Origin of the sequence: Fictibacillus nanhaiensis, from assembly GCF_019801215.1 — a bacterium.
Classification (GTDB): Bacteria; Bacillota; Bacilli; order Bacillales; family Fictibacillaceae; genus Fictibacillus; species Fictibacillus nanhaiensis_C.
Genome location: NZ_JAHVJO010000002.1, coordinates 1 through 23,883 on the forward strand (window position 1 = coordinate 1; position 23,883 = coordinate 23,883).

Annotated in this window: 32 protein-coding genes and 1 riboswitch; of the genes, 11 read left to right on the forward strand and 21 right to left on the reverse strand. The window is 38.8% G+C overall.

Annotated features, from left to right (window positions below):
• On the forward strand, positions 1 to 74 hold a 74-nt coding region (locus KUV80_RS18890), incomplete at its 5' end, for an IS3 family transposase (RefSeq protein WP_425308493.1).
• A gap of 63 nt (positions 75 to 137) precedes the next feature.
• Here KUV80_RS18890 and KUV80_RS08500 read toward each other — a convergent pair.
• From KUV80_RS08500 to KUV80_RS08515, 4 genes are all read right to left on the reverse strand, one after another.
• Positions 138 to 287, reverse strand: coding sequence for a hypothetical protein (locus KUV80_RS08500; RefSeq protein WP_222462299.1), 150 nt, complete (start codon positions 285 to 287; stop codon positions 138 to 140).
• A 126-nt stretch (positions 288 to 413) separates the two neighbouring features.
• Entirely contained in the window at positions 414 to 1,733 is a 1,320-nt protein-coding gene (locus KUV80_RS08505; protein ID WP_222462300.1) for a Na+/H+ antiporter family protein, read from the reverse strand.
• Between the two features lie 145 nt (positions 1,734 to 1,878).
• Positions 1,879 to 3,366 carry a leucyl aminopeptidase gene (locus tag KUV80_RS08510; RefSeq protein ID WP_222462301.1) on the reverse strand — a complete coding sequence of 496 codons (1,488 nt, stop codon included), beginning with the start codon at positions 3,364 to 3,366 and terminating at the stop codon, positions 1,879 to 1,881.
• Between the two features lie 80 nt (positions 3,367 to 3,446).
• On the reverse strand, positions 3,447 to 3,824 hold the full coding sequence (locus KUV80_RS08515; protein ID WP_222462302.1) for a DUF309 domain-containing protein: 378 nt from the start codon (positions 3,822 to 3,824) through the stop codon (positions 3,447 to 3,449).
• Between the two features lie 116 nt (positions 3,825 to 3,940).
• On the opposite strand from KUV80_RS08515, the gene KUV80_RS08520 reads away from it, so the two are divergent.
• Complete coding sequence (locus KUV80_RS08520; protein WP_222462303.1) at positions 3,941 to 4,423, forward strand: divergent PAP2 family protein; 483 nt, start codon at positions 3,941 to 3,943, stop codon at positions 4,421 to 4,423.
• Positions 4,424 to 4,435: 12 nt separating this feature from the next.
• Positions 4,436 to 5,263, forward strand: coding sequence for a cobalamin-binding protein (locus KUV80_RS08525; protein WP_222462304.1), 828 nt, complete (start codon positions 4,436 to 4,438; stop codon positions 5,261 to 5,263).
• A gap of 29 nt (positions 5,264 to 5,292) precedes the next feature.
• On the opposite strand, the gene KUV80_RS08530 is transcribed toward KUV80_RS08525, so the two are convergent.
• The 5 genes from KUV80_RS08530 to KUV80_RS08550 form a co-directional block, all read right to left on the reverse strand.
• Positions 5,293 to 5,973 carry a 3D domain-containing protein gene (locus KUV80_RS08530; RefSeq protein WP_222462305.1) on the reverse strand — a complete coding sequence of 227 codons (681 nt, stop codon included), beginning with the start codon at positions 5,971 to 5,973 and terminating at the stop codon, positions 5,293 to 5,295.
• A gap of 112 nt (positions 5,974 to 6,085) precedes the next feature.
• Positions 6,086 to 6,409 (reverse strand): YuiB family protein, encoded by a 324-nt coding sequence (locus KUV80_RS08535; RefSeq protein WP_222462306.1) that lies wholly within the window; start codon positions 6,407 to 6,409, stop codon positions 6,086 to 6,088.
• 79 nt (positions 6,410 to 6,488) lie between these two features.
• The gene (locus KUV80_RS08540; protein ID WP_222462307.1) at positions 6,489 to 6,620 is read right to left on the reverse strand and encodes a YuiA family protein; all 132 of its coding nucleotides are present in this window, start codon (positions 6,618 to 6,620) and stop codon (positions 6,489 to 6,491) included.
• A gap of 149 nt (positions 6,621 to 6,769) precedes the next feature.
• On the reverse strand, positions 6,770 to 7,249 hold the full coding sequence (locus KUV80_RS08545; protein ID WP_222462308.1) for an NUDIX domain-containing protein: 480 nt from the start codon (positions 7,247 to 7,249) through the stop codon (positions 6,770 to 6,772).
• An 85-nt stretch (positions 7,250 to 7,334) separates the two neighbouring features.
• Positions 7,335 to 8,534 (reverse strand): NAD(P)/FAD-dependent oxidoreductase, encoded by a 1,200-nt coding sequence (locus KUV80_RS08550; protein WP_222462309.1) that lies wholly within the window; start codon positions 8,532 to 8,534, stop codon positions 7,335 to 7,337.
• Positions 8,535 to 8,915: 381 nt separating this feature from the next.
• Between KUV80_RS08550 and KUV80_RS08555 the strand changes: the two genes are divergently transcribed.
• The 3 genes from KUV80_RS08555 to KUV80_RS08565 all read left to right on the forward strand — a co-directional run bounded on the left by KUV80_RS08555 (position 8,916) and on the right by KUV80_RS08565 (position 10,447).
• The gene (locus tag KUV80_RS08555) at positions 8,916 to 9,893 is read left to right on the forward strand and encodes an NAD(P)/FAD-dependent oxidoreductase (protein ID WP_222462310.1); all 978 of its coding nucleotides are present in this window, start codon (positions 8,916 to 8,918) and stop codon (positions 9,891 to 9,893) included.
• A 73-nt stretch (positions 9,894 to 9,966) separates the two neighbouring features.
• The gene (locus tag KUV80_RS08560; RefSeq protein ID WP_222462311.1) at positions 9,967 to 10,140 is read left to right on the forward strand and encodes a hypothetical protein; all 174 of its coding nucleotides are present in this window, start codon (positions 9,967 to 9,969) and stop codon (positions 10,138 to 10,140) included.
• 145 nt (positions 10,141 to 10,285) lie between these two features.
• Positions 10,286 to 10,447: a hypothetical protein gene (locus KUV80_RS08565; RefSeq protein WP_222462312.1), complete on the forward strand. Its 162-nt coding sequence runs from the start codon at positions 10,286 to 10,288 to the stop codon at positions 10,445 to 10,447.
• Between the two features lie 35 nt (positions 10,448 to 10,482).
• Here KUV80_RS08565 and KUV80_RS08570 read toward each other — a convergent pair whose 3' ends face one another.
• Together KUV80_RS08570 and KUV80_RS08575 are read right to left on the reverse strand one after the other, a co-directional pair.
• Positions 10,483 to 10,839, reverse strand: coding sequence for a HesB/IscA family protein (locus tag KUV80_RS08570; protein ID WP_222462313.1), 357 nt, complete (start codon positions 10,837 to 10,839; stop codon positions 10,483 to 10,485).
• Positions 10,840 to 10,923: 84 nt separating this feature from the next.
• Positions 10,924 to 11,103: an aspartyl-phosphate phosphatase Spo0E family protein gene (locus KUV80_RS08575; RefSeq protein WP_222462314.1), complete on the reverse strand. Its 180-nt coding sequence runs from the start codon at positions 11,101 to 11,103 to the stop codon at positions 10,924 to 10,926.
• A 340-nt stretch (positions 11,104 to 11,443) separates the two neighbouring features.
• Here KUV80_RS08575 and mqnE point away from each other — a divergent pair, with 340 nt between their 5' ends.
• Positions 11,444 to 12,541 carry an aminofutalosine synthase MqnE gene (mqnE, locus tag KUV80_RS08580; protein WP_222462315.1) on the forward strand — a complete coding sequence of 366 codons (1,098 nt, stop codon included), beginning with the start codon at positions 11,444 to 11,446 and terminating at the stop codon, positions 12,539 to 12,541.
• Positions 12,542 to 12,574: 33 nt separating this feature from the next.
• Here mqnE and dapF read toward each other — a convergent pair whose 3' ends face one another.
• Entirely contained in the window at positions 12,575 to 13,444 is an 870-nt protein-coding gene (dapF, locus tag KUV80_RS08585; RefSeq protein WP_222462316.1) for a diaminopimelate epimerase, read from the reverse strand.
• A 16-nt stretch (positions 13,445 to 13,460) separates the two neighbouring features.
• Positions 13,461 to 13,703, reverse strand: coding sequence for a hypothetical protein (locus tag KUV80_RS08590; RefSeq protein ID WP_222462317.1), 243 nt, complete (start codon positions 13,701 to 13,703; stop codon positions 13,461 to 13,463).
• A 98-nt stretch (positions 13,704 to 13,801) separates the two neighbouring features.
• Positions 13,802 to 14,074: riboswitch (FMN riboswitch) on the forward strand.
• A 198-nt stretch (positions 14,075 to 14,272) separates the two neighbouring features.
• On the opposite strand from KUV80_RS08590, the gene KUV80_RS08595 reads away from it, so the two are divergent.
• A complete protein-coding gene (locus KUV80_RS08595) occupies positions 14,273 to 14,851 on the forward strand; it encodes an ECF transporter S component (RefSeq protein ID WP_246625132.1) in 579 nt (192 codons plus the stop codon).
• 313 nt (positions 14,852 to 15,164) lie between these two features.
• On the opposite strand, the gene KUV80_RS08600 is transcribed toward KUV80_RS08595, so the two are convergent.
• Together KUV80_RS08600 and KUV80_RS08605 are read right to left on the reverse strand one after the other, a co-directional pair.
• Positions 15,165 to 16,379 carry a NupC/NupG family nucleoside CNT transporter gene (locus KUV80_RS08600; protein WP_222462318.1) on the reverse strand — a complete coding sequence of 405 codons (1,215 nt, stop codon included), beginning with the start codon at positions 16,377 to 16,379 and terminating at the stop codon, positions 15,165 to 15,167.
• 208 nt (positions 16,380 to 16,587) lie between these two features.
• Positions 16,588 to 16,824, reverse strand: coding sequence for a YuzB family protein (locus KUV80_RS08605; RefSeq protein WP_222462319.1), 237 nt, complete (start codon positions 16,822 to 16,824; stop codon positions 16,588 to 16,590).
• Positions 16,825 to 17,059: 235 nt separating this feature from the next.
• On the opposite strand from KUV80_RS08605, the gene KUV80_RS08610 reads away from it, so the two are divergent.
• Positions 17,060 to 18,124, forward strand: coding sequence for an NAD(P)/FAD-dependent oxidoreductase (locus KUV80_RS08610; RefSeq protein ID WP_222462320.1), 1,065 nt, complete (start codon positions 17,060 to 17,062; stop codon positions 18,122 to 18,124).
• An 84-nt stretch (positions 18,125 to 18,208) separates the two neighbouring features.
• Here KUV80_RS08610 and KUV80_RS08615 read toward each other — a convergent pair whose 3' ends face one another.
• Both KUV80_RS08615 and KUV80_RS08620 read right to left on the reverse strand, forming a co-directional pair.
• Positions 18,209 to 18,514 carry an LSM domain-containing protein gene (locus KUV80_RS08615; protein ID WP_222462321.1) on the reverse strand — a complete coding sequence of 102 codons (306 nt, stop codon included), beginning with the start codon at positions 18,512 to 18,514 and terminating at the stop codon, positions 18,209 to 18,211.
• An 87-nt stretch (positions 18,515 to 18,601) separates the two neighbouring features.
• Entirely contained in the window at positions 18,602 to 18,925 is a 324-nt protein-coding gene (locus tag KUV80_RS08620) for a YuzD family protein (RefSeq protein ID WP_222462322.1), read from the reverse strand.
• Positions 18,926 to 19,085: 160 nt separating this feature from the next.
• Here KUV80_RS08620 and KUV80_RS08625 point away from each other — a divergent pair, with 160 nt between their 5' ends.
• The gene (locus KUV80_RS08625) at positions 19,086 to 19,331 is read left to right on the forward strand and encodes a NifU family protein (protein WP_066238880.1); all 246 of its coding nucleotides are present in this window, start codon (positions 19,086 to 19,088) and stop codon (positions 19,329 to 19,331) included.
• A 121-nt stretch (positions 19,332 to 19,452) separates the two neighbouring features.
• On the opposite strand, the gene KUV80_RS08630 is transcribed toward KUV80_RS08625, so the two are convergent.
• From KUV80_RS08630 to yutH, 3 genes are all read right to left on the reverse strand, one after another.
• Entirely contained in the window at positions 19,453 to 20,226 is a 774-nt protein-coding gene (locus KUV80_RS08630) for an SDR family oxidoreductase (protein WP_222463112.1), read from the reverse strand.
• A gap of 15 nt (positions 20,227 to 20,241) precedes the next feature.
• Entirely contained in the window at positions 20,242 to 21,207 is a 966-nt protein-coding gene (locus KUV80_RS08635; protein WP_222462323.1) for a 2-hydroxyacid dehydrogenase, read from the reverse strand.
• Between the two features lie 118 nt (positions 21,208 to 21,325).
• Positions 21,326 to 22,348 carry a spore coat putative kinase YutH gene (gene yutH, locus KUV80_RS08640; RefSeq protein WP_222462324.1) on the reverse strand — a complete coding sequence of 341 codons (1,023 nt, stop codon included), beginning with the start codon at positions 22,346 to 22,348 and terminating at the stop codon, positions 21,326 to 21,328.
• Positions 22,349 to 22,548: 200 nt separating this feature from the next.
• Between yutH and KUV80_RS08645 the strand changes: the two genes are divergently transcribed.
• Positions 22,549 to 23,046: a phosphatidylglycerophosphatase A family protein gene (locus KUV80_RS08645; protein WP_222462325.1), complete on the forward strand. Its 498-nt coding sequence runs from the start codon at positions 22,549 to 22,551 to the stop codon at positions 23,044 to 23,046.
• Positions 23,047 to 23,103: 57 nt separating this feature from the next.
• Here KUV80_RS08645 and KUV80_RS08650 read toward each other — a convergent pair whose 3' ends face one another.
• Positions 23,104 to 23,871 (reverse strand): TIGR01457 family HAD-type hydrolase, encoded by a 768-nt coding sequence (locus KUV80_RS08650; RefSeq protein WP_222462326.1) that lies wholly within the window; start codon positions 23,869 to 23,871, stop codon positions 23,104 to 23,106.
• Positions 23,872 to 23,883: the final 12 nt, after the last annotated feature.

Consider the following 23,883-nt stretch of genomic DNA (forward strand, 5'->3'; position numbering starts at 1 on the left):
TTTATAATTATGAAAGATATCAAAAACGACTAAACGGCCTCAGCCCTATAGAATATAGAGTTGAAGCCGCTTAGAGTGTTTTATTATTTCATCTGTCTACTTGACGGGGTGCAGTTCAATTTGGAAGCAGCTCTTTTTTATTTACCTTTTGATCTTGGGCTTTTTGTATCTCGTTTAGGAATCTCATCTGCAAACGTCTCGTCCGAAAATTCTACGTTTGCCATACTTTCCGTCGGTGTGTTGTTGTTCTTCTCTGCTGCATGTGCTGCATGCTTTCTTTTCGCCATTTTTTATCCCTCCTTAACCTTAGCATGTGTAACACATTCAAAAAATAAGCAATGTTTCATGTAAGTTAACTAAAAGGAATGAATAGAAAAAGCCCCACTTTGGACTCTGTGAGGCTTTGTTACTTTTTATAATACGAGTGCAGATATGAATCCAAAAACAAGCAACGGCAAGTTGTAGTGAAGAAAAGTTGGCACACACGTATCCCATATATGATTGTGCTGATTATCCACATTCAATCCAGAAGTAGGTCCTAACGTACTGTCAGAAGCTGGTGAGCCTGCATCCCCTAAAGCGGCAGCTGTACCGATCAATGCGATGGTCGCCATTACACTTAGACCCAATTCTCCAGCAAGTGGAACAAAAATGGTTGTAATGATTGGAATCGTGGAGAAAGATGAACCAATTCCCATCGTTACTAATAACCCGATGACTAACATGAGCAAAATTCCTAATGCGGTAGAACTGCCGATAAGGGCTGCACTGCTCTTTACTAACGTTTCAACATCGCCCGTTTCTCTCATAACAGCTGCAAATCCCGCTGCAGAAATCATGACAAATCCGATGTATGACATCATTTTCATACCTTCCGTTAGAACAGCATCAGATGATTTTAATTTCAGCTGTCCGCTAAAATAAAGAATGACAATTCCTGAAAGTGCTCCAAAAATCATTGAGTCTGTTTTTAATTGAACAGAAAGAGTAGCAGCAATGGCTAGTATGGCAACAACAATGGATCTTTTAGTGTAGGCTGTTTGTTCAGATTTTTTTGTTCCGATTGTATGATCTTCATACTTTCGTGGTTTACGATACGTAAAGAAAACTGCAATTAACAATCCAACAATCATTCCAAGAGATGGAATGGTCATTGCGGTAGGAATTTGATCCATCTCTATAGCTAAACCGCTATCCTTCATGTTTGTTTGAAGAATCTCATGAAATATTCCACCAAATCCCACAGGAAACCACATATAAGGGGTTATCAATCCAAATGTAATAACGGTTGCTACAAGCCTTCTATCAAGCTCTAGTTCATTTAAAACATGCAGCAGTGGTGGAATAAAAATAGGAATGATTGCAATATGAACCGGAATGATGTTTTGGGAAAAAGACGAGATCATCAAAATAACCAATAATAGAAGAACTTTTGACAATGACTTTTTCTTTGTCTCTCCTTCTTTTCCAACAAGCAAGATGGCCTTGTTTACCATCAAAGCTGGAAGCCCTGTTCGCGATAGTGCAACCGCAAAACTTCCTAACAAAGCATAACTTAATGCGATGACTGCATTCGAACCTAATCCCTCTGTAAATACGGTTATCGTTTCCGAGAGACCCATCCCGGCTAAAAGACCACCCGTAAGAGCACCTGCAAGCAAAGCTACAACTACATGTATTCGAAAAAGGCTTAGTACTAGCATAACCGCTACAGCTATTACTACAGCATTCATTTCATTTCCTCCTTAAAAGCTTTATTGCTTTATTTCGCTAAATCACTAATTTGTTAAACCTTTAACAAATTAACATGCTAGGAGAGGTGTGTCAAACAAAAAAATAAAAAAACTGAACCTCATTTGAGATTCAGTCTCCATCATATTAGGCTTTAAAACTTCTGACAAATGTCGTTAGTGTCCGAACCATAACACCTGTAGCACCTTTTGGTCCGAGTTCTGATCCTCTTGAAGAATAAGCTGTTCCGGCAATATCCAAATGCACCCAAGGAGTTTTCTCTGCAAACTCTCCAACGAATAAGCCGCCTGTTATCGCGTGTCCAAGTCTTCCAGTAGCATTATTCAAATCAGCTACGTCACTTGTTTTTAGCATATCTTTAAATGGCTGAAAGCTTGGCAGAAGCCAGAGAAGTTCAGCTTCATCTGAAGCGGACTGCTTGATATTCTCATAGAAGTTCTCATCATTTGTTAAGGCACCTGTTGTACAATCACCTAGAGCTACTAAGACTCCACCTGTTAATGTGGCCACGTCAACGATGTAATTTGCTCCCTGTTCTTTTGCATACGTAATTGCATCGGCAAGAATTAGACGCCCTTCTGCATCTGTATTCCGGACTTCAATCGTTTTTCCGCTCAAGGAAGTAATGACGTCTCCTGGTTTCATTGCCCCACCGTTTACAAGATTTTCAGATGAAGGAATCACGAACATGACGTTGATTTCAGGCTTTAAACGGCCGATAGCTTCCATTGCTCCTAATACAGCAGCGCTCCCACCCATGTCACTTTTCATTTCGTGCATATTTAATGCAGGCTTAATTGAATAGCCTCCTGCATCAAACGTTAATCCTTTTCCTACTAATGCAACCACTGAATCCCACTCTTTGCGGCCTTGGTATTTCACTGTGATCATCTTTGGAGGCTGATCAGAACCTTGGCTTACAGCGAGAATCGCGCCCATTCCCAATCTTTCCATATCTTCTTTTTCTAAGATTTCATATTCCATTCCATACTCCAGCGCAACATCGATCGCTTCTGCTGCAAGATCCGTTGGTGTTAATAAATTCCCGGGTGTGTTTACAAGGTCTCGGGCAAGATTGATTCCTTTCGCATATGCATATCCACTTGTTAACCCTGTTTCTGCATCATTATTCTCTGTGTAAACGATAACCTGTTCTAACTTCTTTAGTGGCTCGTTAGACTTCTTTTTATAATCTTCAAATTGATAAACGGATGTTCCTGCAGCCTCACTAAAAGCATGTGACAATTTATCCATAGAAATATGATCAGAGTGAAAGGTGTCTAAAAGTACGGAAAAATGTGTTCTTTTTTCTCTAGAAATTTCTTGTACGGCTCTTCCAAACGTGTTTCGCACTTTATCATACGTCAATTCATCTCGTTTACCTAAGCCCGCAAAATAAATGCGTTTCGTTCCAATCTGACCTAGTGTATTTAGTTTTTTAATGCTTTTTAATTTATTTGAAAGATCCCCGTCTTTAATGAGTTCTGTAAGTTGCCCTCCTAAAGCTTGATCTATATCCGCCATGACACCGGAAAATTTAGGTTCTTGAAATAAACCGACCAGTAGGACTTCTTCTTGTTCTGTCATATTCCATTGTTTTTTTATCGTAAACACGTTAAAGTTCCCCCTTATTCGTTTTCGAATCTTACCATTATTATACTCTTTGTTTTAGAATATTTCGAATTCATGGTATTTTATTCTTGTAAGTATATATATAATTTCGGAAGAGAAGGTAAAAGATGAACCTCTTTAAACGTTACTCTGTCGATATGTAAAGGGAATACACCTATACAACTCTCAATAAATGAGAGGACAGGGGTTACGTTTAATTGCCAATAGAAGGGTTTATAAGGCGTAAGATAATGCTTCGCTACCTTCATCATTTCCCTGGCACCTTTAACATTTCCATACTCATAATGATACAAAGCTACTGTCATTTGTAATAAACCTTTAATAAACAAATTGCTGCGGTCTGTGAGCCATATGGCTTCAAGCAAGTCATGCCCCGTATAATAATCTCCATTGTTAAATACAACAAAAAACTCGTAATACTCTTGAGGAAAATCGTCCATCTTCTAAAAACCTCCCTCCACTACTCATGTTACCAGAGATTGAACCTCTTTCAAATCGGGTAACCACTATCTAAAACAGCCATACTATAAACCACAACAATGAGAGGAAGCTGATCATGCCAGATCTTTTTTTAAATTTTCCACTAATCGCAGCATTACTAGGAGTATTCTCAGCCCAATTTCTGAAAATCCCTATACATTTTTATCTAACAAAAAAGGTCAAATGGGATCTGTTTATCAGCACAGGTGGTATGCCAAGTTCTCATTCGGCTTCTGTCACTTCACTTGCCACTGCAGTCGGAGCTTTACATGGGCTTGATTCTTCCCTTTTTGCGATTGCCGCAATGTTTGCCATTATTGTTATGTATGACGCAAAAGGCATTCGCTGGCATGCAGGAGAACAGGCTGCTGTATTGAATGACCTAGTAGAAGAATTTAGAAATCACGTTAGAGAGTCAGAAGAATTTAAACAAAAAAATGTAGAAGAACAGAGAAAAGAATTAAAAGAACTGCTAGGACATCGCCCGAGTGAAGTGTTCTTTGGGGGACTATTAGGCATTTTTCAAACCCTTTTTCTATCGTGGTTGTTTATAGCTTAGGAGGTATTCTTATTGAAATTGATCTCAATTTGTCCAAGCAACACAGAACTTGTTCATTTTTTAGGTCTAACATCTGACTTGATTGGAATCGATGATTTTTCGGACTGGCCATCACATATACAGCACCTACCTAGATTAGGACCTGATCTTTCGATTGACATGAATAAGCTGGAAGAACTAAAACCGGATTTAGTACTGGCTAGTTTAAGCGTACCTGGCATGGAGAGAAATGTGGACGAACTAAAAAAACGCCATATTCCACACGTCGTTTACAATCCCCAAACTTTGATTGATATTCAAAATGACATGCTCGATTTAGGAAAAAGAACGAAAAAACTGCCAATAGCAGAGCGCATCGTTAGTTGGATGGAAAAAGAAATTGAGGAATATCGGCAAGTGAGCATGACGATTAAACAGAATAAGAAAATTTATTTTGAATGGTGGCCAAAACCTATCTTCACACCTGGAAAAACGAACTGGCTTACTGAAGTCGCTTCCCTTGCAGGGTGCGAAAACCTTTTTGCAGATGTGAATCTTGCCAGTGTACAAACCACATGGGAAGATGTTGTAACCCGCAAGCCTGATGTTATCGGCATGGTTTGGGTAGGAGTCAAAACAGAGAAAATGAATCCTGTACATATTAAAAAAAGAGACGGATGGAACACGTTACAAGAGAAGCACACTGAAATCGTAAAACTCGAAGAATCCCTCTTCTGCCGTCCTTCACCGAGGCTTCTTTTCGGACTTAAAAGACTTGCAGCCCTTATTCATCCAGAACATTTTCCTCCATTTATGCCAGAGCATGAAGAAAAGGAAATAAAAGAGCTTCAGGTGATATAACCTGAAGCCTTTTTATGTAGCTGTTATCGTTATAATAGCTGCTGTCTGAACACTTGCATCGATTTGTCTTCATTAAGGTTTGTCAGTTCTGTTTCAGTAATTTTACCGCTTCCACGCTTGATTACAAACACATCTATTTTCTTCTTGCCCCATTTTTCATATACTTCTTGTACGGTATTGTAATAGAGGTCTATACGGTTACCTTTTATAGCAGAGCCTGTATCTGCAACAACACCATATCCATATCCGGGAATCCAAAGAACAGTGCCTATCGGAAAAATTTTTGTATCCGCTGCGATTGTTGAATACAGATCTCGTTTAACCTTGACACCTGATTTTGTGATTCCGAATGCTGGGTGGCTCTTCGTTTTTCCGGTACTCTCTTTCCCTGCTGTATATCCTGTCGCCGTTACACTCACCGTAGGGTATTTTGTGAAATCGATCGTATCTTCAATCGTCAGAGGCTGCTTTACCTCAGCTGCTGAGAGTAGCATGTTAGGTGCATTGAAGGATGGCACCGACTTTAACGTTTTAGAAATCGTTTTTAAAGCTGCATCTACATAAGGATAACCGCTTGATTGTTTTTGATCGATCCAGCTAGCTATATCATCCGCCTGAACCCCGGAAACAGAACGAAATGTAGTAAAAATAGCGCAAATAAATAAAACCGTATAAGCGGTTCTTTTTGTAATTTTCTTAAGTTTTAGCAATAATTGTCCACTCCTCTCTTCTCTATTCCTTCCCTAGCAAGAAAAAATGTATACATTTTTTCATTGAAGAGAGAAAAGTGGACAAAAAAAAACCCTGCATGAGGGCTTTTGTTTAAAACATTTGATAACCACGAACACGAAGCATCTTAATGGCAAGACCTGCAAGCCATGCACCAATAAATCCGCAAGTTAATATTGTTATATCTGATGGAGATAAGTTCGCTAAATCACTTCCTAGCATTGAAAAACTTGTATTTGGCTTTGTAAAGTACTCAAAGAACCTAATATCATCCACGATCATAACCACTACAAGCGGATAGAGAATTACCATAAACCAGGTAGCACGTAAAAGCATATTAAATAAAAAGCCGATTCCAAAAAAGAGAACCATGAAAAGCAGCATTGAAATGATGACTTGTGGCAAAAGTAAATCCATGATGTGACACCCCCATATATCTGTCGTTAGTTTACTAAATAGGGGGATTTCCGTCAATTGCGATTGAGAGCGTTACCGTTTACGTTCTTTTCTTACCGCTTCCGCAGCATTCCACACACGTTTCAGATCCTCCTAGTAAGAGCTGAAAATATCCCTTACCTTCACAATATGGGCATTGATCGTGTTTTTTCTGAATCGCATGTTTTCTCATGTTGTAACACTCCCTTGTTTTTATTTTAAATTTTCAGATAATAATAACAAGGATTTTTATGTTTGAAAAATCTATTTTAGAGCGAAAAAACCTCATGTAAGCGCAATCATCAGCTTCATTCATTAATTATCAGAATATTTCGTACATTTTCATCTGCAATCGAAGATTTTGTACGACGAGTATTCAAATACTTTCCCAGGATTAATTTCTTCATGAAGAAACGCGTTTTTTTCATCCATAAAAAAATGTACCATCAATGATGTATCAGGATCTTCCTGAAGCTCTTCTGGGGTTAGAAATGCAGCACTCTCAATTTCACCTAAAGCAGGAGTTAGTACACCGCCCTTTTTCTTTAATAGAAAAACGATCATATTATCACTAATTGTTTCTTTTATAACACCAGACCTTATGCCAAGCATGGAAACGACTTCGCCTACAATCCCTGTTTCTTCAAAAATTTCTCTTAGTGCTGCCTCGTCTACTGTTTCTCCAGCCTCTACAAATCCTGCAGGCAGGGACCACTTACCTTTTAGTCCACCGTATTTCTTCTTAACAACAAGCCATTTTCCATCATGAATTAAAAGGCCTGCCGCTGCCAACCAAACTGTCCCTCTGTCTTTTCGTGTCATTATGGTAAAATCGCCCCTTTACGATGTAAAAGTAAAAAAGAACAGAAGCAGTAGCTTCTGTTCTAAGTGTATCACGAGTGTGGTTTTAGAATAGTTTCAATTTTCCTTTTTTAATAACCATTGGTACTCCGCCTAATAAGAAAAGATAACGATTGTCGATTACCTTTTTCATAGCAGATGCTGTAGCACCAAACAGTTTCTTGTTTCCAACTTTACCGATTGCTTCACCTTTACCAAGTGATGCAACAGTACCTTTAATATCAGGTTTAAATTCTTCCAGCTTTCCACCGTGCATTAAAGCTTTAATATTACGAGCAACGGTATAAGATTGCTGAATCGCGATTTGTGCAGTTGGAGGATATGGACGGTTTGCTTCTTCATCAATAATAAGTGCACAGTCTCCTGCAACGAAAATATACTCAAATCCAGGCATACGAAGGTCTTTATCTACTTTAACACGTCCACGCATTGTTTCAAATCCAGCTTCTTCAACTAAATGGTTACCACGAACTCCACCAGTCCATACAATGGTAGCTGCCTTAATTTCTTCACCATTGGCAAGCACAACACCATCAGTGTTACATTCTTTAATTGGTGTATTAACTAGGAACTCAATTCCACGACGCTCTAAGTTGTTAATCGCGTACTCTACTAATTCTTCATCAAAACCTGGAAGGACAGTAGGTGCGGCTTCGATATTAACAATTCTTACTTTTTCACGAGGAATGTCATATTCACGGCAAAGCTCAGGAACACGATCAGCGAGTTCCCCAACAAATTCGATACCAGTAAATCCAGCTCCACCTACAACAATTGTAATAAGGTCATCTGGTTGGTTTTCGTTGTTATAACGTGCAAAAGCATATTCGATGTGCTCGCGAATTTTACGAACAGAGTTTATGCTGCGAATGCTAAATGCATTTTCTTTAAGTCCTTGAATGCCAAATGTTTCAGGATCAGATCCTAACGCAATTACAAGGTAATCATATGTTAATTCTTGGTTCTCTAAAATAACACGCTTTTCATCTTTTTTAAGCTCAACAACCGTATCTTGAACAAAGTTGATCTTGTTCATGTCGATAATGTTATCGATCATGATACGCGTTTTGTCGTGATGAAGAGTCCCAGCAGCATTTTCATGCAACCATGTTGTTTGATAATGATAGTTATGCTTATTTACTAATGTAACTTCTGCTTCATCCGATCCTAATTCTTTCTGTAAACGTACAGCTGACATGATTCCGCCATAACCGCCGCCTAGTATAAGGATTTTTGGCTTACTCATAAAATTCACTTCCAGTTCTTATTTTTTTTAGTTTGACCTTTTCTACCATTAAATATGAAGAAAAGAAATAGATTGTGATATATTTCACGTAATAAGACATAAATGAGGACAAAAAAGTTCGAAATATCGACATTTTTTATTCATACAACACCATCTTATTCTTTTTCCCTTGTTTTTTCAACCCTTTTTTCGATATGATATATATCCGATTCATCTATAAACTTGTTTGATTTGAATTGTCAGTACATGTCAAATAATACGATTAAAAAAGAGGACTTTTTCCCTTCATATTGAATCTAAATGTGAGATAGCAAGAAGTTCAGTTCTGGTCAGAACATAAAACATGTTCATCAGCCATAGAAAACAGAAGAGGTGAAAGTGATGGCAAAAGAAATTTACGATATTACCATTATTGGTGGCGGTCCTTCTGGGTTGTTTGCTGCATTTTACGGAGGCATGCGCCAAATGAAAGTGAAAATCATTGAAAGTATGCCACAGCTAGGCGGTCAGCTTTCCGCATTATATCCTGAAAAATACATATATGATGTTGCCGGTTTTCCAAAAGTACTTGCTCAAGACCTAGTAAATAACCTTAAAGAGCAAGCGATGCAGTTTAACCCGACTGTTGTTTTGGAAGAATCGGTTCAAAATGTAGAAAAGAACGAGGAAATCTTTGAACTTACAACAGACAAGACTGTTCACTACAGCAAAGCTGTGCTCATTACTGCAGGAGTAGGTGCTTTTCAGCCTCGCCGATTAGAGTTAGCTTCTGCGAAAGAATATGAAGGAAAGAACCTTCATTATTTTGTAGATGATCTTCAAGCTTTTGCAGATAAGAGAGTTTTAGTATGCGGTGGTGGAGATTCAGCTCTTGATTGGTCTTTAATGTTAGAACCTATTTCACCCGAAGTCACATTAACCCACAGACGAGACAAATTCCGAGCACACGAGCATAGTGTTGAACAGTTAATGAACTCTAAAGTCGTTGTTAAAACACCTTATCAAATTACAGAGTTGATTGGTGATGGAGAAAATATTTCTGCCGTAGTTTTAGAAAATGGTGACCTTAAAGAGACGATTGAAGTGGACGCTGTCATTGTCAACTATGGATTTATTTCCTCACTCGGCCCGATTAAAACTTGGGGATTGGATATCCAGAAGAATTCTATCGTTGTTAACTCTAAGATGGAAACAAACATAAAAGGTATCTATGCCGCTGGCGATGTATGTACGTACGATGGAAAAGTAAAACTGATCGCATCTGGATTTGGGGAGGCCCCAACTGCGGTGAACAACGCCAAAAGTTACATTGATCCAAATGCTAAAACGCAGCCTATGCACAGCACCAGCTTGTTTTAAATCCTTTAAGGCGTCGGAGCATCATTCTGGCGCCTTTCTTTATTCTTTCTATTCAAAAGGAGGCTGTTTGAGCATGAACAGACAATTTACAGAAGAAGAAATGCATGCTGCTGACTGTCTGCAAGAAGTCAGCCGTATCATTGCCCAGCTTCATATTACAGACGAATCATTCTTAGAAGATACAAAAAATCAGCTGCCTCGATTAAAAGAGCTGTTAATCGACCTGGAAAAGTATACCTTGGAATAATTTCCTTCTGGATATAGGCGTGATACTTTGTTATGATTACTTCTGAGGCGGACAAGTGCCGCTCGAAAAACAAAGCATTTTCACCCGGTGTTGGCGCGCCGGGTTTCTTTATATACTTTTTTACATAAGGAGACATAAATAAGAAATGGAAATGAATTTAATTCTAGGAATTGTGTTCTTTATTATCGGAACATTTTTAATGCCAATTGGCTTAAAACAAGAAAATAAACAAAGGAAATACCTGCTTATTGGTGCATCTGTATGTTCAGATTTACTCGGTGTCCTGTTCATATTCGATATTATTTAAATGAAAAAAACCTCCTTAAAAGGAGGTTTTTTTCTTTAACATTCTTCAGGCGATCCGGCGTTAGTTGCAGTCTTGAAAGACGTTCCGCAGCCACAAGAAGCAATGGCATTTGGATTCGTAATCGTAAATCCGCCGCCCATCATGTTTTGTTTGAAATCTATAACAGTACCACTTAAGACTTTAGCACTTTCTTCATCGACGACAACGCGAATACCTTCAATCGTTTCATCATGGTCAGATTCAATGATATCACTGTCAAATCCCATTCCGTATGTTAGTCCCGTACACCCTCCGCCTTTAACAGCTACGCGAAGAAATTGGTTTTGGTCCTCTTCATCAGCTAGCATTTCCTTAATTCTGCTGGCTGCTGCTTCCGTAATCTCTACGATCATTTCATTCACTCCTTTAAGTAAGGATCATATCTTTAGTATAACGATTACGATAACCGCTCTCAAGAAATCGGCCTTGAAAAAGATTTATTTGTTTTGTTGCTGCAGTTGCATGATTTTATTATGTGTTTCATCAATTTTTCTACTATAGTTCAGAACCATTGGATGCTGAAGTCCAAAAGTATTAGCTGTTTGTATCATCTTATTACGCAAAGTCTCCAATTGTTCAATGCATTCTAATTTCCCAGCTTCTGCCGTGGCTTTCATTTTCGTCACTCCACTCTAAGTTTTAAGGCAAGGTTTATATTCTTATTTTACATTTATTTCAATTAATAGACAATAAATCCCTAGTTAAAAAAGCACATTTTTGTGAGGAGAAAGTTTCGATAAAAAGCATCTTCCCTTGTCCTAACTTATTAATAGGCTTATAATAATAAAAGCACTTTAGTACTATAAAATGTGCGATTCAAAGTCGATTTTTTCTTTACATATTATTCGTGATGAACTCATAAAAGCAGTGCGTAGTATTTCACTTTCACTTAAATCATTAATTGTAAACATCATCCGAACATTTCCGATCGTGATAGAAAATTAGGGGGATAACAAAATGGCAAATATTTTAACGTTCGATACTCGAATGGAAGCAATTGCTGAAAAAGTTAAACACGGTGAACGCCTTACAATAGAAGATGGATTGTATCTATATGAGACCAATGATTTATTAACGGTCGCCTCTTTAGCAAATGAAGTGAACCAGCGAAAGAATGGTGACCATGTTTATTTTATTGAAAATTTGTATATCAACCCAACGAATGTGTGCGAAGCAACATGCAGTTTCTGCGGATTCAAACGTAAGCCTGGTGAAGAAGGCGCCTATACAATGAACGATGAACAGCTTTTGAGTTATGTTGAGAAGCGCTGGAACGATAATATTCGAGAATTCCATATTGTCGGCGGACATAACCATGAAGTGCCTTTTGACTATTATTTAAATACAATTCGCACACTCAAAAATAAATACCCTCAAGTAACGGTTAAAGCCTATACAGGCGCAGAGATTGAGTTCTTTTCAAGAATTGCTGGAATCTCCATGAAAGAAGCACTGCAAGAGTTGATGAAAGCTGGTTTAGACACCTTGCCTGGTGGCGGAGCAGAAATTTTGACAGAACGTTACCGTGAAAAGATGAGCCCAGACAAAGCTTCAACAGACCAGTGGCTGGAAGCTCATGAAATTGCACATGGTTTAGGTCTAAAAACACATGCCACAATGCTGTATGGTTCCATTGAAACGAAAGAAGAACGACTTATTCATATGGATCGTTTACGCCAACTTCAAGATGTGACGAATGGTTTCATGGTATTCATTCCACTCGCGATGCAGCCTCGCAGTCAATCCATGGGCTTAATGAGAAGAACATCCGCGTTTGATGATATGAGAACCATTGCTATCAGTCGACTAATGCTTGATAACTTTGATCACATTAAAGCTTATTGGATAAATATCGGTGTTCAGTTAACACAGATGGCACTTACATTCGGCTCTGATGATATACACGGAACATTGATCGAAGAGAGAATCTCACATGCAGTAGGGGCACTTACATCTTCAGGTATTACAAGAAAAGAACTTGTTCATCTTATTAAGACAGCTAACAAGGTCCCTGTTGAACGGGATACCTTCTATAACATCATCCAAAAGTATTAAACAAAAAGTGCAGGCTACGCGCCTGCACTTTTCTTATTTTTCTTGTAAATGATACAGCCCGCTGCAGATCACTTCTGCAGGTCCTGTCATTAAAACATCTCCATTATGGTGCCAGTTTATGATTAAATCCCCGCCAGCCAAGTGAACAACAATATTTGTGTTTCGCTCTGCTTTTCCATTTAATATCGCTGCAACGGCGGCAGCACATGCTCCTGTTCCACAAGCTTGTGTGATACCAGAGCCTCTTTCCCACACGCGGAAATGCATTTCTGTTTCAGATACAATTTCTACAAACTCTGCATTTACCCAATCAGGAAAAATGGAGTCTTTTTCTATAATCGGTCCCAGGGTGTTTAATGGTGCTTCAGCTATATTCTCAATAAAGAAAACCGCATGAGGATTTCCCATTGAAACAGCAGTCATTTGAAGATCGTTTCCTTTAAAAGAAACGGCTTCATTAATGACGGCCTCTTTTCCTGCAAACCCCTTCACTGGAATTTGATCTGGAGAAAGTGTGGGATGACCCATATTTATTGTAACTAAGCTGACTTTATTGAGTGAATTTACTGTAAGACTCGCAGTTACTAATCCTCCAAGTGTTTCAATCTTGAATTCTTTATCGTTAATGATTCCATTTTCATATGCGTATTTTGCTACGCATCTTAGACCATTTCCGCAATTCTTGGCTTCTGAGCCATCATTATTAAAAATTCTCATCTTAACTGGTGCAACGTCACTTGGACAGATTAAGATCATGCCATCAGATCCAATGCCTGTATAAGGATTTGAGATAGAAATAGCTAATTCAGAGAGCTCAGTTTCGGGAATCGTTTCTTCAAACATGTTGACGTATATATAATTGTTACCTAGTCCGTGCATTTTTGTGAAATTCAAAGTCTTCATGTATACTTCCTGCTCCTTATCCTTGACCTCTTAATTTCTCATCTAAATAAAAATAGTCCTCATCTGCGTTCAATATGGTGAGCTTTCCGTGACAGCAAGGCATAATCAATATTTGTTTAATACCCTCTTTGGCAAGCGTTAGCTGATCTTGTTTGAAAGTGGTCAGCACGTTTTCCTTTTTACAGAATGGACACTCTGCCAGGTAGATATCGTTCATCATTCTTTCGTATGGCCATGTATATTCAAAGGTTAATTTCATGTGATTCATCCTCTATTTGGAAGGTTTGTATAGTGCAAATTCATTCACATCTAGCATTTTTTAAAGTATAATGGGTGATGTAACAAAATACAATAGCGATCCATCTTCGGGGCAGGGTGAAATTCCCGACCGGCGGTAATTGAAGAATCCCTCTTCATCAGCCCGTGAGCGATTAGAAAAGCTAAAAACGGCTCGTTAAAAGCGACATGCGCAAAAGTTTAGCGCAAGAACATTCTGTTTGTGTTCTGCAAAAAACGTTGTGACCTCGAGCTTTTAGCCGTTTTAAGCTAAACATCACTGTGATGTCTCTACATTGCTGATCTGGTGCAATTCCAGAGCCGACAGTATAGTCTGGATGGGAGAAGATGTTGGTACAGCGGTTCATCAGTAATTCGAACCCTTTGTTTAAGTACGCATTTTTACGAAAATCAAAATGCTTCTTTCACATGCTGTTTCATCATACATTTCTCCCTTAGACCGTTTTTCGGCTAAGGTTTTTTTGTGTGAATTACAGGCTGTGCTGCATTTGAAATCATTAGATGGCGCAACACAAAAGAGGAGAGATTTCAATGCAAAAGGGGAAAATCAAACAAATGGTAGCCGTTTCGATGCTCAGCACGATTGCGTACGTGCTTATGATGCTCGACTTTCCATTTCCGGGACTACCGCCATTCTTAAAAATTGATTTTAGTGAAGTACCTGCGCTTTTAGCAGCCATTATTTTTGGCCCTGTAGCAGGGGTTATGGTGGAAGCGATCAAAAACATGCTCCATTACGGAATTGTAGGAAGCTTTACAGGAGTTCCAGTTGGACAAATGGCCAACTTTATTGCCGGAACACTGTTTATTCTTCCAGTATCCTATCTCATCCGCAAAAAACATACAGTTAAACGTCTTTCAATCGGATTGATCTTAGGAACTGCGCTAATGACTTTAATGATGGGCTTACTCAATTATTTGATTATACTGCCGGCATATACTTGGTTCCTTGGTGCTGAGCCGATGTCGAGCCAAATGATGATGGACTTGATCCTTAAGGGAATTACTCCTTTTAATCTGATCAAAGGTACAATTATCACTCTATTATTTGTAGCCTTGTACAACCGGCTACAGCCTTGGGTTATACGACAGATCAGCCAACAAGCTTAATACTATATAAATAAAACCGTTGCAAAGGAATATCCTTTTGCAGCGGTTTTTCATTATTAAATTAAAATGATTTTTTTGTGATTTTTTTGTCGACTCGTGGATATACGTTATCAATTCGTGGATAACTGATAAAAACTCGTGGATTTATGTACATAACTTCTGGATTCAAGCTTATGCAAGCCTGGTCGAACGTGATAAGCTTGTTCACATACTATAATACTTAAAAAAAAGATGCTAAAGCATAAGCTTTAAGCATCTTTTTTTATCTTTCTATACCGCTACCCCCCGGAAAGCGAGCACCGTGTATAGCTTTTTATACGATAAACATACCTGCAATTGCACCGCTCAGTAAGTTTGCAATCGTTGCTGCGATTACAGCACGCATTCCAAGTCTTGCAATGTCAGAACGACGGCTTGGTGCCATTGCGCCAAGACCACCTAAAAGAATCGCGATAGATGAAAGGTTTGCAAAGCCACAAAGTGCAAAGCTGACAACAGCTACCGTTTTAGGTTGAAGATCAGGAATTTGTGGAGCGAATGAAGAATAAGCTACGAATTCATTTAAGACAATTTTTTGTCCAATAAACGTTCCCGCTTTAACAGCTTCTTCCCAAGGTACTCCGATAACGAATGCGATTGGTGCAAATAAATAACCTAAGATTTGTTGAAGTGTAATTTCATAGCCGAACCATCCACCGATTCCGCCTAGAATTCCGTTTACAAGAGCAATTAGTGCGATGAAAGCTAATAGCATAGCTCCAACATTCAATGCGATCTGCAGTCCATCACCAGCACCTTTAGCTGCAGCATCGATTACGTTAACCGTATCTTTATCACGCTCTAATTTGATCTCACCCATTGTTTCTGGTTTTTCTGTTTCAGGAACAACGATTTTAGCAACTAATAGTCCAGCAGGAGCACACATAAAGCTTGCTGCGATCAAATATTCGAGTGGTACACCTAGCAAGTAGTAACCAATTAATACAGATCCTGCTACAGAAGCTAGTCCACCAACCATTACAGCGAAAAGTTCAGATTGTGTTAGACGATTCATATATGGACGGATGACTAGAGGTGCTTCAGTTTGACCTAAGAAGATATTTGCTGTTGCACTCATAGATTCAGCTTTACTTGTTTTTAATAATTTCGATAGTGCTCCACCTAGAATTCTAACTACCCACTGCATAATTCCTAAGTAGTAAAGCACAGAGATTAATGAAGAGAAGAAAATAATTACAGTAAGAACTTGGAAAGCAAAGATAAATCCTTTACCTTCTTCAGGAATCATACTTCCAAACAGGAATCCGATCCCTTCATTTGCGTATGCTACAACGTTTGAAACCTTTTGAGAAACACCTTGTAGCGCTTTTTTACCAGCTTCCCATTTTAAAACGATTAGCGCAAAAGACACTTGAATGGCTAAAGCGCCTAGGACTGTTCGCCAGTTAATCGCTTTCTTATTTTGTGAAATTAAGAACGCTATTACCAGTAAAACTAGCATACCGCCCATTCCCCATAAAATTTGCATATCTACACCCCTTTTGTAAATTAGAAGAAAACGCTTTCTTTTTATACGTAGTAGTCGTCAGACATCAAATGACTGACCCTTCTATAATGTAACAAATTTCGACAAAATTGCAATCCCTTTTTAACATTTTTCATTCTAGATATTTTTCCCAATACGGTATCTTCTATCCAAACAAAAAACAGCTCCTCCTTAATGAGAGAAGCTGTTTTTAAAAAATAACGTTTTCTTCTATATGGTTGTAGATATTCTTAACAAGTTCCTCTGGTGTTTCTCCGTGGACAATATCTCCATTCACGAGCGCAAAAAGTGATCGTGCACACTGTCCGCAATAGCCTAAACAACCGTATTCAATCACATCCAGATCGTAATCTTTTTCGAGTTCTTCCAGTGCTTTTTGAGCGCCACTTGCTAAGTTACTTACACAAAACTCAATAATCGGTCTCATCTTTCATTTCACCTCTTGATGAATTTATCCTAACGGTTTATTAAAGTACAGTCAATGTAAACACTCTAAAATGCGTTGTTTTTTCCATAAAAAGAGTTGTGAATTTATAGCAAAGTGCTATACTTAAACATGTCAAAAACGTGTAATCGTTTACTTTTTGAAATGAAAAATTAAAAATATTAAATATTTACTATAATAGATAAGAATTGTTTTGAAAGAAAAGGGGAAATGACAAATGAAGCACCTCGTTTTACTTGGCGGAGGATATGGAAATATGCGTGTATTGAAGAGGCTTCTTAATTCCTCAGACCTCCCTGAAAATATTCAGCTTACTCTCATTGACCGTGTACCATATCATTGTTTAAAAACGGAATATTATGCACTGGCTGCTGGCACAATTTCTGACCATCATGTCCGTGTGACGTTTCCTGAACATCCACGCTTAAATATTAAGTATGGTGAAGTGACAGGTATCGATGTAAACGAAAAAAAAGTTTTGTTAAAAGATCAAGACGACGTCTCATATGATGACCTAGTGATCGGATTAGGATGCGAAGACAAATATCATAACGTGCCTGGTGCTGACCAGTTTACTCTTAGTATTCAAACGATTGATAAGTCTCGTCATACGTATCAAGTGTTAAACAACTTACATGCCAACGCAGTCGTTGGAGTAGTCGGTGCCGGCCTTTCTGGAGTAGAACTTGCATCTGAACTTCGCGAAAGCCGTCCGGATCTTACTATCAAGCTTTTTGACCGCGGTGACATGATTTTATCTGCGTATAAGAAAAGATTAAGTAATTATGTTCAAAACTGGTTTGTAGAGCATGGCGTAGAAGTAATCAACAACTCTAATGTTACAAAAGTTGAAAAAGGCAGTCTTTATAATCACGATGAAAAAGTTGAATGTGATGCCATTGTTTGGACCGCAGGGATACAGCCAAGCCGTATCGTCCGTGATCTTGATGTTGAAAAGGACAGTCAAGGACGCGTCGTTCTAAGTGAACACCATCACCTGCCTTCTGACGAGCATGTGTATGTGGTTGGGGATTGCGCAAGTCTTCCTTATGCTCCAAGCGCTCAGTTGGCTGAAGAACAGGCAGAACAGATTTCACAAGTATTGTTAGCTCAGTGGAACAAGCAGCCTCTACCGGAAATGAACGAAATCAAATTAAAAGGGGTTATGGGATCGCTTGGTAAAAAGAGCGGATTCGGTACAATGGGAAGCACAGCTCTAATTGGACGAGTTCCTCGGCTTTTGAAATCAGGTATCTTATGGCTATATAAATATCAAGTATAATGAAAAGAGGTGACTGAGCCATTATGCTCTGTCACCTTTTTTTGTATCTAACCGTTATAAACATAATGACATCTGCTAATAGGACTAGTAATAATAAGGCCGAAAACGGCGGACACGATAAAACGGAAAGCCGAATAATCCGAAGCCAGGAAAAAACGGACCTGCAAAAATAATACGATTGTCTCGCTGTTCGGTTTCACCAGGCATTATCATATACATATGTTCCTGATCATAACTGTGAAGCTGCCCGTGATATACATTCCCATCTGTCAGCTCAATCGTGACGTTACGTCCCATATATTTTAGACAAAGGTCATGATAATGATGGTGATAATGTCCTGCGTGAGAAGAGTCATCTCGATCTACTTTCTCTCTTAAAGGGTTCAACAATGGATTTTGCCTCCTTTTTTCCATACATCCTATTCGAAGAAAAGACGGAAAGCATGTGTACAAACCCAGAACAAAAAAAAGAGGCGCTTAACTTACAGCGCCATAACCGTTTTGTTCAATGATATGATAGATGGATTTTAAGTTTGGGTTACCTTCTGCAACAACCTCACCATCAATGACAACTACTGGATAAAAAAGGTCTTCTTCTATGATTCGTTCTGAAAAGGCTTGATCTGCTTCATTTTCTGGCTTTTCCATATCTATATAAAGAACTTGAAATACGGTGTTTGGATACTTCCTAGAGATTGCTGCTTCCAGCCATTCTGCCGTTTCCTTTGCTGAAGGCAAATGTACACAGCTCGCACATTTTTGTTCAGCTCCGTATACTTTAATAATAAGGGAATTATTCATGAAGACTCACCTCTCGTGTATGCGCTTTATTTGTTTCCATCATACCTTATTTTTTCAGAAAGAAAAAGGAACAAATATCATGATGCATGCTCATGGATTTTTTATTCTATATCCCGTATACTAAAGATAAGTTCTTTTTAAGAAAGGAGCCTTGATAGCTATGGCTGAAACTCAAAACTTAGAAATGCGTGAACAAGTAGAAGAAGTTCTTGATAAATTACGCCCGTTCCTTCTTCGTGATGGAGGAGACGTAGAATTAGTGGATATTGAAGAAGGTGTCGTAAAAGTACGCCTTATGGGTGCTTGCGGAAGCTGCCCAAGTTCCACGATCACATTAAAAGCGGGTATCGAACGTGCACTTCTTGAAGAAGTTCCTGGTGTCGTTGAATTAGAACAAGTCTTTTAATGGTTAAAGCCGCTCTTTAAAGAGCGGCTTTTGTTTTTTTATTTTTTTTTGATAATAAATGGGCCAGATTCACACAAGACAAACGATCTGCTAACAAATAATTGCTTTATGGTATAAGCTCTTATTGTCTTAAAAATCCACCTTCTGAATGGATAATCTGTCCCGTAACCCATTCACCTTCTGGAGTGGCTAAAAAGGCGATTAATCTTGCGGCATCATCTGGTTTACCGATTCTGCCTAGCGGAAACTTCTGTAACAAATGTTCTCCAATTGCATGTGTCATCCAACCCGTATCAGTAGGTCCCGGATTAACAGCATTCACTGTGATCCCTTTAGGACCGAGCTCAGCTGCTAATGTAACGGTGAGTGCGTCTACCGCCCCTTTAGTAGCTGCGTAAGCAAGTTCACCGGTCATTGGACCTTTTGACTGACCGGAAGTTAAATGAATGATACTGCCTCTTTTACCTGAAAAACGTTTAGCGAATTCTATACTCATTAAAGTCGTTGCACGAATGTTTATTTCGTAATGACGGTCTAGGATCTCCTCTGTCGTATCTTCCCAAGTATGGTTTTGTGAAAAACAAGCATTATTGACAAGAATATGTGGAGAGCCTAGTTTCTCTTCTACAGAATCAAATAATTTTGAAATATTTTCAGGAACGGCTAAATCAACTTCTTTAAAATGAGCATGTACACCAAACTCACGGATTTTTCCAACAAGTGCCTCACTATGGCTTTCATGACTATCTCCATACATCTTTCTATCGTATGAATCCCATGTCGTAAAATAGATATTTGCGCCTTTTTCTGCAAGTTTGATACACGTTGCTGCACCGATCCCGTTTAACCGGCTTGCTCCTGTAACAATTGCGGTTTTCCCCTCAAGTGGATTCATCATATTTCTCGCCCCTTATAAAACTTGAGTTTCTGGTTCTTCTCCGCTTAATTTTTTTGCGATGTTTCGAGCAGCAAGTTCTGCCATTTTCATTCTTGTTTCAACACTTGCACTTCCTATATGCGGCAAAGCTACAACTTGACTCATTGACAGAAGCGGGTGTTGAGGATCGATTGGTTCTTCCACATAAACATCTAATCCAGCTCCAACGATTGTTTTATTCTGAAGGGCTTCTATTAATGCTTTTTCATCTACAGATGCACCTCTTCCTGCATTTATGAAGATGGCGCTTTTTTTCATGAATTGAAAGGCTTCACGATTGAACATTCCTCTTGTTTCTGCCGTGAGTGGTGCTAAACATACAACAAAATCAGACTCTTTTAAGAGATCATGAAACTCCTTATATGTAGCACCTAATCCTGATTCTGTATGGAGTTTACGGTTACGGTTGTGATATAAAATATTCATGTCAAAGCCTTTTGCTCGCCTTGCAACTGCTTCACCAATTCTTCCCATCCCAACGATTCCAATGGTTTTATGATGAACGTCTGCCCCGGCCAGTAACAGAGGACCCCAACTGTTCCATTTTCCTTCTTTTACATACAGTGCGGACTCTACGATTCGTCTCGCCGTTGCCAAAATTAATGAGAAGGTCAAATCGGCAGTGGAATCCGTTAATACATCAGGTGTATTACATACAGCAATGCCTTTCTTTTTGGCTGCATCGATATCAATGTTGTCATATCCTACTGCCAGATTCGCTATAACTTTTAAAGATGGGGACTGTGCCATGAGTTCATCATCAATTTTGTCAGATAACATCGTTAATAATCCGTTTGCTTTTTTCGCTTCTTGAAATAGAACATGGCGAGGTACAGCTTCTTCTTCAAATGGCCACATACCTATTTCAGCAACTTCTCGTAGCGACGAAAGAGTTTCTTCTGGTAATTTTCGTGTAATATACACATATGGTTTATGCATCCGTTTTCACTCCTTACCTTTTATTTTCTCATGTGAGGCTAAGAAATGAAAGTACACTCCCTATTTGCTACAGTGTTTTATACACGTAAAAAAAGGGCTCTGCAATAGAGCCCTTTCTTCAAATCATTGGAACTAACCAGTCAACAACAGGGATATTCAATTCTTGAACAGGCAATCCAATCGATCTGAAAAAGCTTTTCAAGAAGTATTCATTCTGTCTTTCATACGAGATTAAGTCAGTAAAGCGGCGTACGTAAAGTTCCTTTCCAATCTCCCGCTCATTATTATAGTGACCTTCTACCGTATCAAAATATTGAGAAGGAAATAAAAGACGGCCATACAACAATCTCCAAGCCCCTTTTGATAACGGCTTAACTTTTTCATATTCGTCAATCAAATTCATGACTTCATCGTTTCTGAACTGAGACTGATAAATTTTTTCTCTTATACATTCCGCCAAATCTCTCATCGGACTATCAACTACCCAACCAACAGGAATTTTGATGTATCCGTTTGAAGTACGGATCCACGATCGTTCATTGAACCGATCATAACAGATCGCTGCAGAACCTATTCCTCTAGGACCTCTCTCTAATTGATAGTCGGTGATATATTGGATAGCATTTTCTGCGAGTCCTTCATAATACGGAAATGTTGTTAAGAAAAGATGATCAAAGTCATTTTTTTGTTTTCTTGCTGCAACCTCCGCGTACTGATTGTGCATCTCATCAACACGGTTGATCCATAGTTGTGGCCACTGTCCATATGCAACTTGCTGGACAGGATAATATTGTTCCAGTCCTTTTCCGCGTTTATGAAATTCAGCCAACTCTGAACCTAATGAATCATTCCGTTGTTCTCCCTTTTTATGACCCATTTTAAAGAGGATGACTGATTCACCATCTACATAAGCACTTGGCATATTTGTAATGGTTGGCTGCAATACAGGTAACTGGCTCTCTCCGCGTTGTTGGAGATAATCACTGATGAATGTCATTTCCTGTAACTTTTCATAAGTCATTTGTTGTTGAGGAATTACAATATATTGATCTCCCCTACAGAAAAATGTACGGTACCCTGCATCTGATCTTCTTTCTTCACAGACAAGTTGGTAATGATGAAAAATATCTCTTTCAAACAAAGGCGATCCCCCCACCTATCAGCTTTCCTGCGGCTTTTATGCGTAACCAAAAGTGTTCGTTACACATCCGCATTTATGGATACATCATTGTATGCCCATATAGGCGAAGTGGTTAGCTTTTTTTGTTAAATTCATAACTTTATCATGGAAACATATACTATACAAAGCTGAGCAGACTATCTGAGAAAAGGAGTACAGGGATGCCAAACAAAAAAGTGGAAAATGTCGAAGAAACAGCACGCAAACTGCTGAACGAACGGGGCGTTACGGTAAACGATATTGCTGAACTTGTTTATTTCCTCCAAGTCCCCTATCATCCTGACTTGAAAATGGACATCTGCAGGGATAATGTTGAAAGAGTAATTGCAAAACGAGAAGTGCAAAATGCCATACTTACCGGCATCGCGCTCGATGTTTTAACTGAAGAAAAAAAACTGGAACATCCACTACAGGAAATATTGGCTAGAGATGAAAGTTTATATGGCATCGATGAAGTAATCGCATTATCCATCGTAAATATATATGGTTCCATCGGTTTTACAAATTACGGTTTTATCGATAAGCAAAAACCGGGTATTTTAGAAAAGTTAAACGACAAATCTTCAGGTAAGGTTCACACGTTCTTAGATGATATTGTAGGTGCAATCGCGGCAGCAGCTTCAAGTCGACTTGCTCACAGAGCAGCTAACGAGGATTAATAATAGGGCTTAGAGACAAGAGAACAAGTTCTTTTGCCTTAAGCCCTTTTTTGTTTCTTATTTCATTTCCCATTCATCCAATCCGTCTACAGTGTAGGTAGGATGGATCTCGATATCTTCTAGGTGCTTTTTTGTTGTAACTCCCGTATGAACGAGTAATGTGTCTAATCCAGCTCGTATGCCAGCTAAAATATCTGTTTGGTAGTTGTCCCCAATCATAAGGGTCTCTTCTTTTTTTGTCCCCAACGCCTCTAATGCCATCTCCATAATGACTGATTCTGGCTTTCCGATAAAAATTGGCTCTGTTTGCGTTGAAACCGTCACAACTGACGTTAATGAACCGTTGCCAGGCAGAAGACCTCTTTCAGTAGGCAGGGCAATGTCACCATTCGTTGAAATGAATGTCGCTCCATTTCTTACCGCCAAGCAAGCTTTTGCCAGTTTTTCATAAGTGATCGATCTATCAATTCCGATAACAACGAAATCTGGGTTCTCGTCAACAAGTGCCAACCCTTCTTCTATAAGTGCTTGTTTAATACCATCCTCACCGATGCAATAAACAGTAGCATTCTTTTTAGCTTGAGAAACATAGCTGGCTGTAGCCATGCTTGTCGTAAACACATGCTCAGATGTCGCTGGAATATCAAATCCCTTTAGCACATCACTGACTTGTTCTTTTGTCTTTGAAGAATTGTTGGTTACGAATAGATACGGAAGATCAGCCTGATTTAGTTTTTTTACAAAGTCGACCGCTTCTTGAATTTTTTCTGTTCCTCTATACATTGTTCCATCTAAATCAATCAAAAATCCTTTATATGCTTTCATTTAAACTCTCTC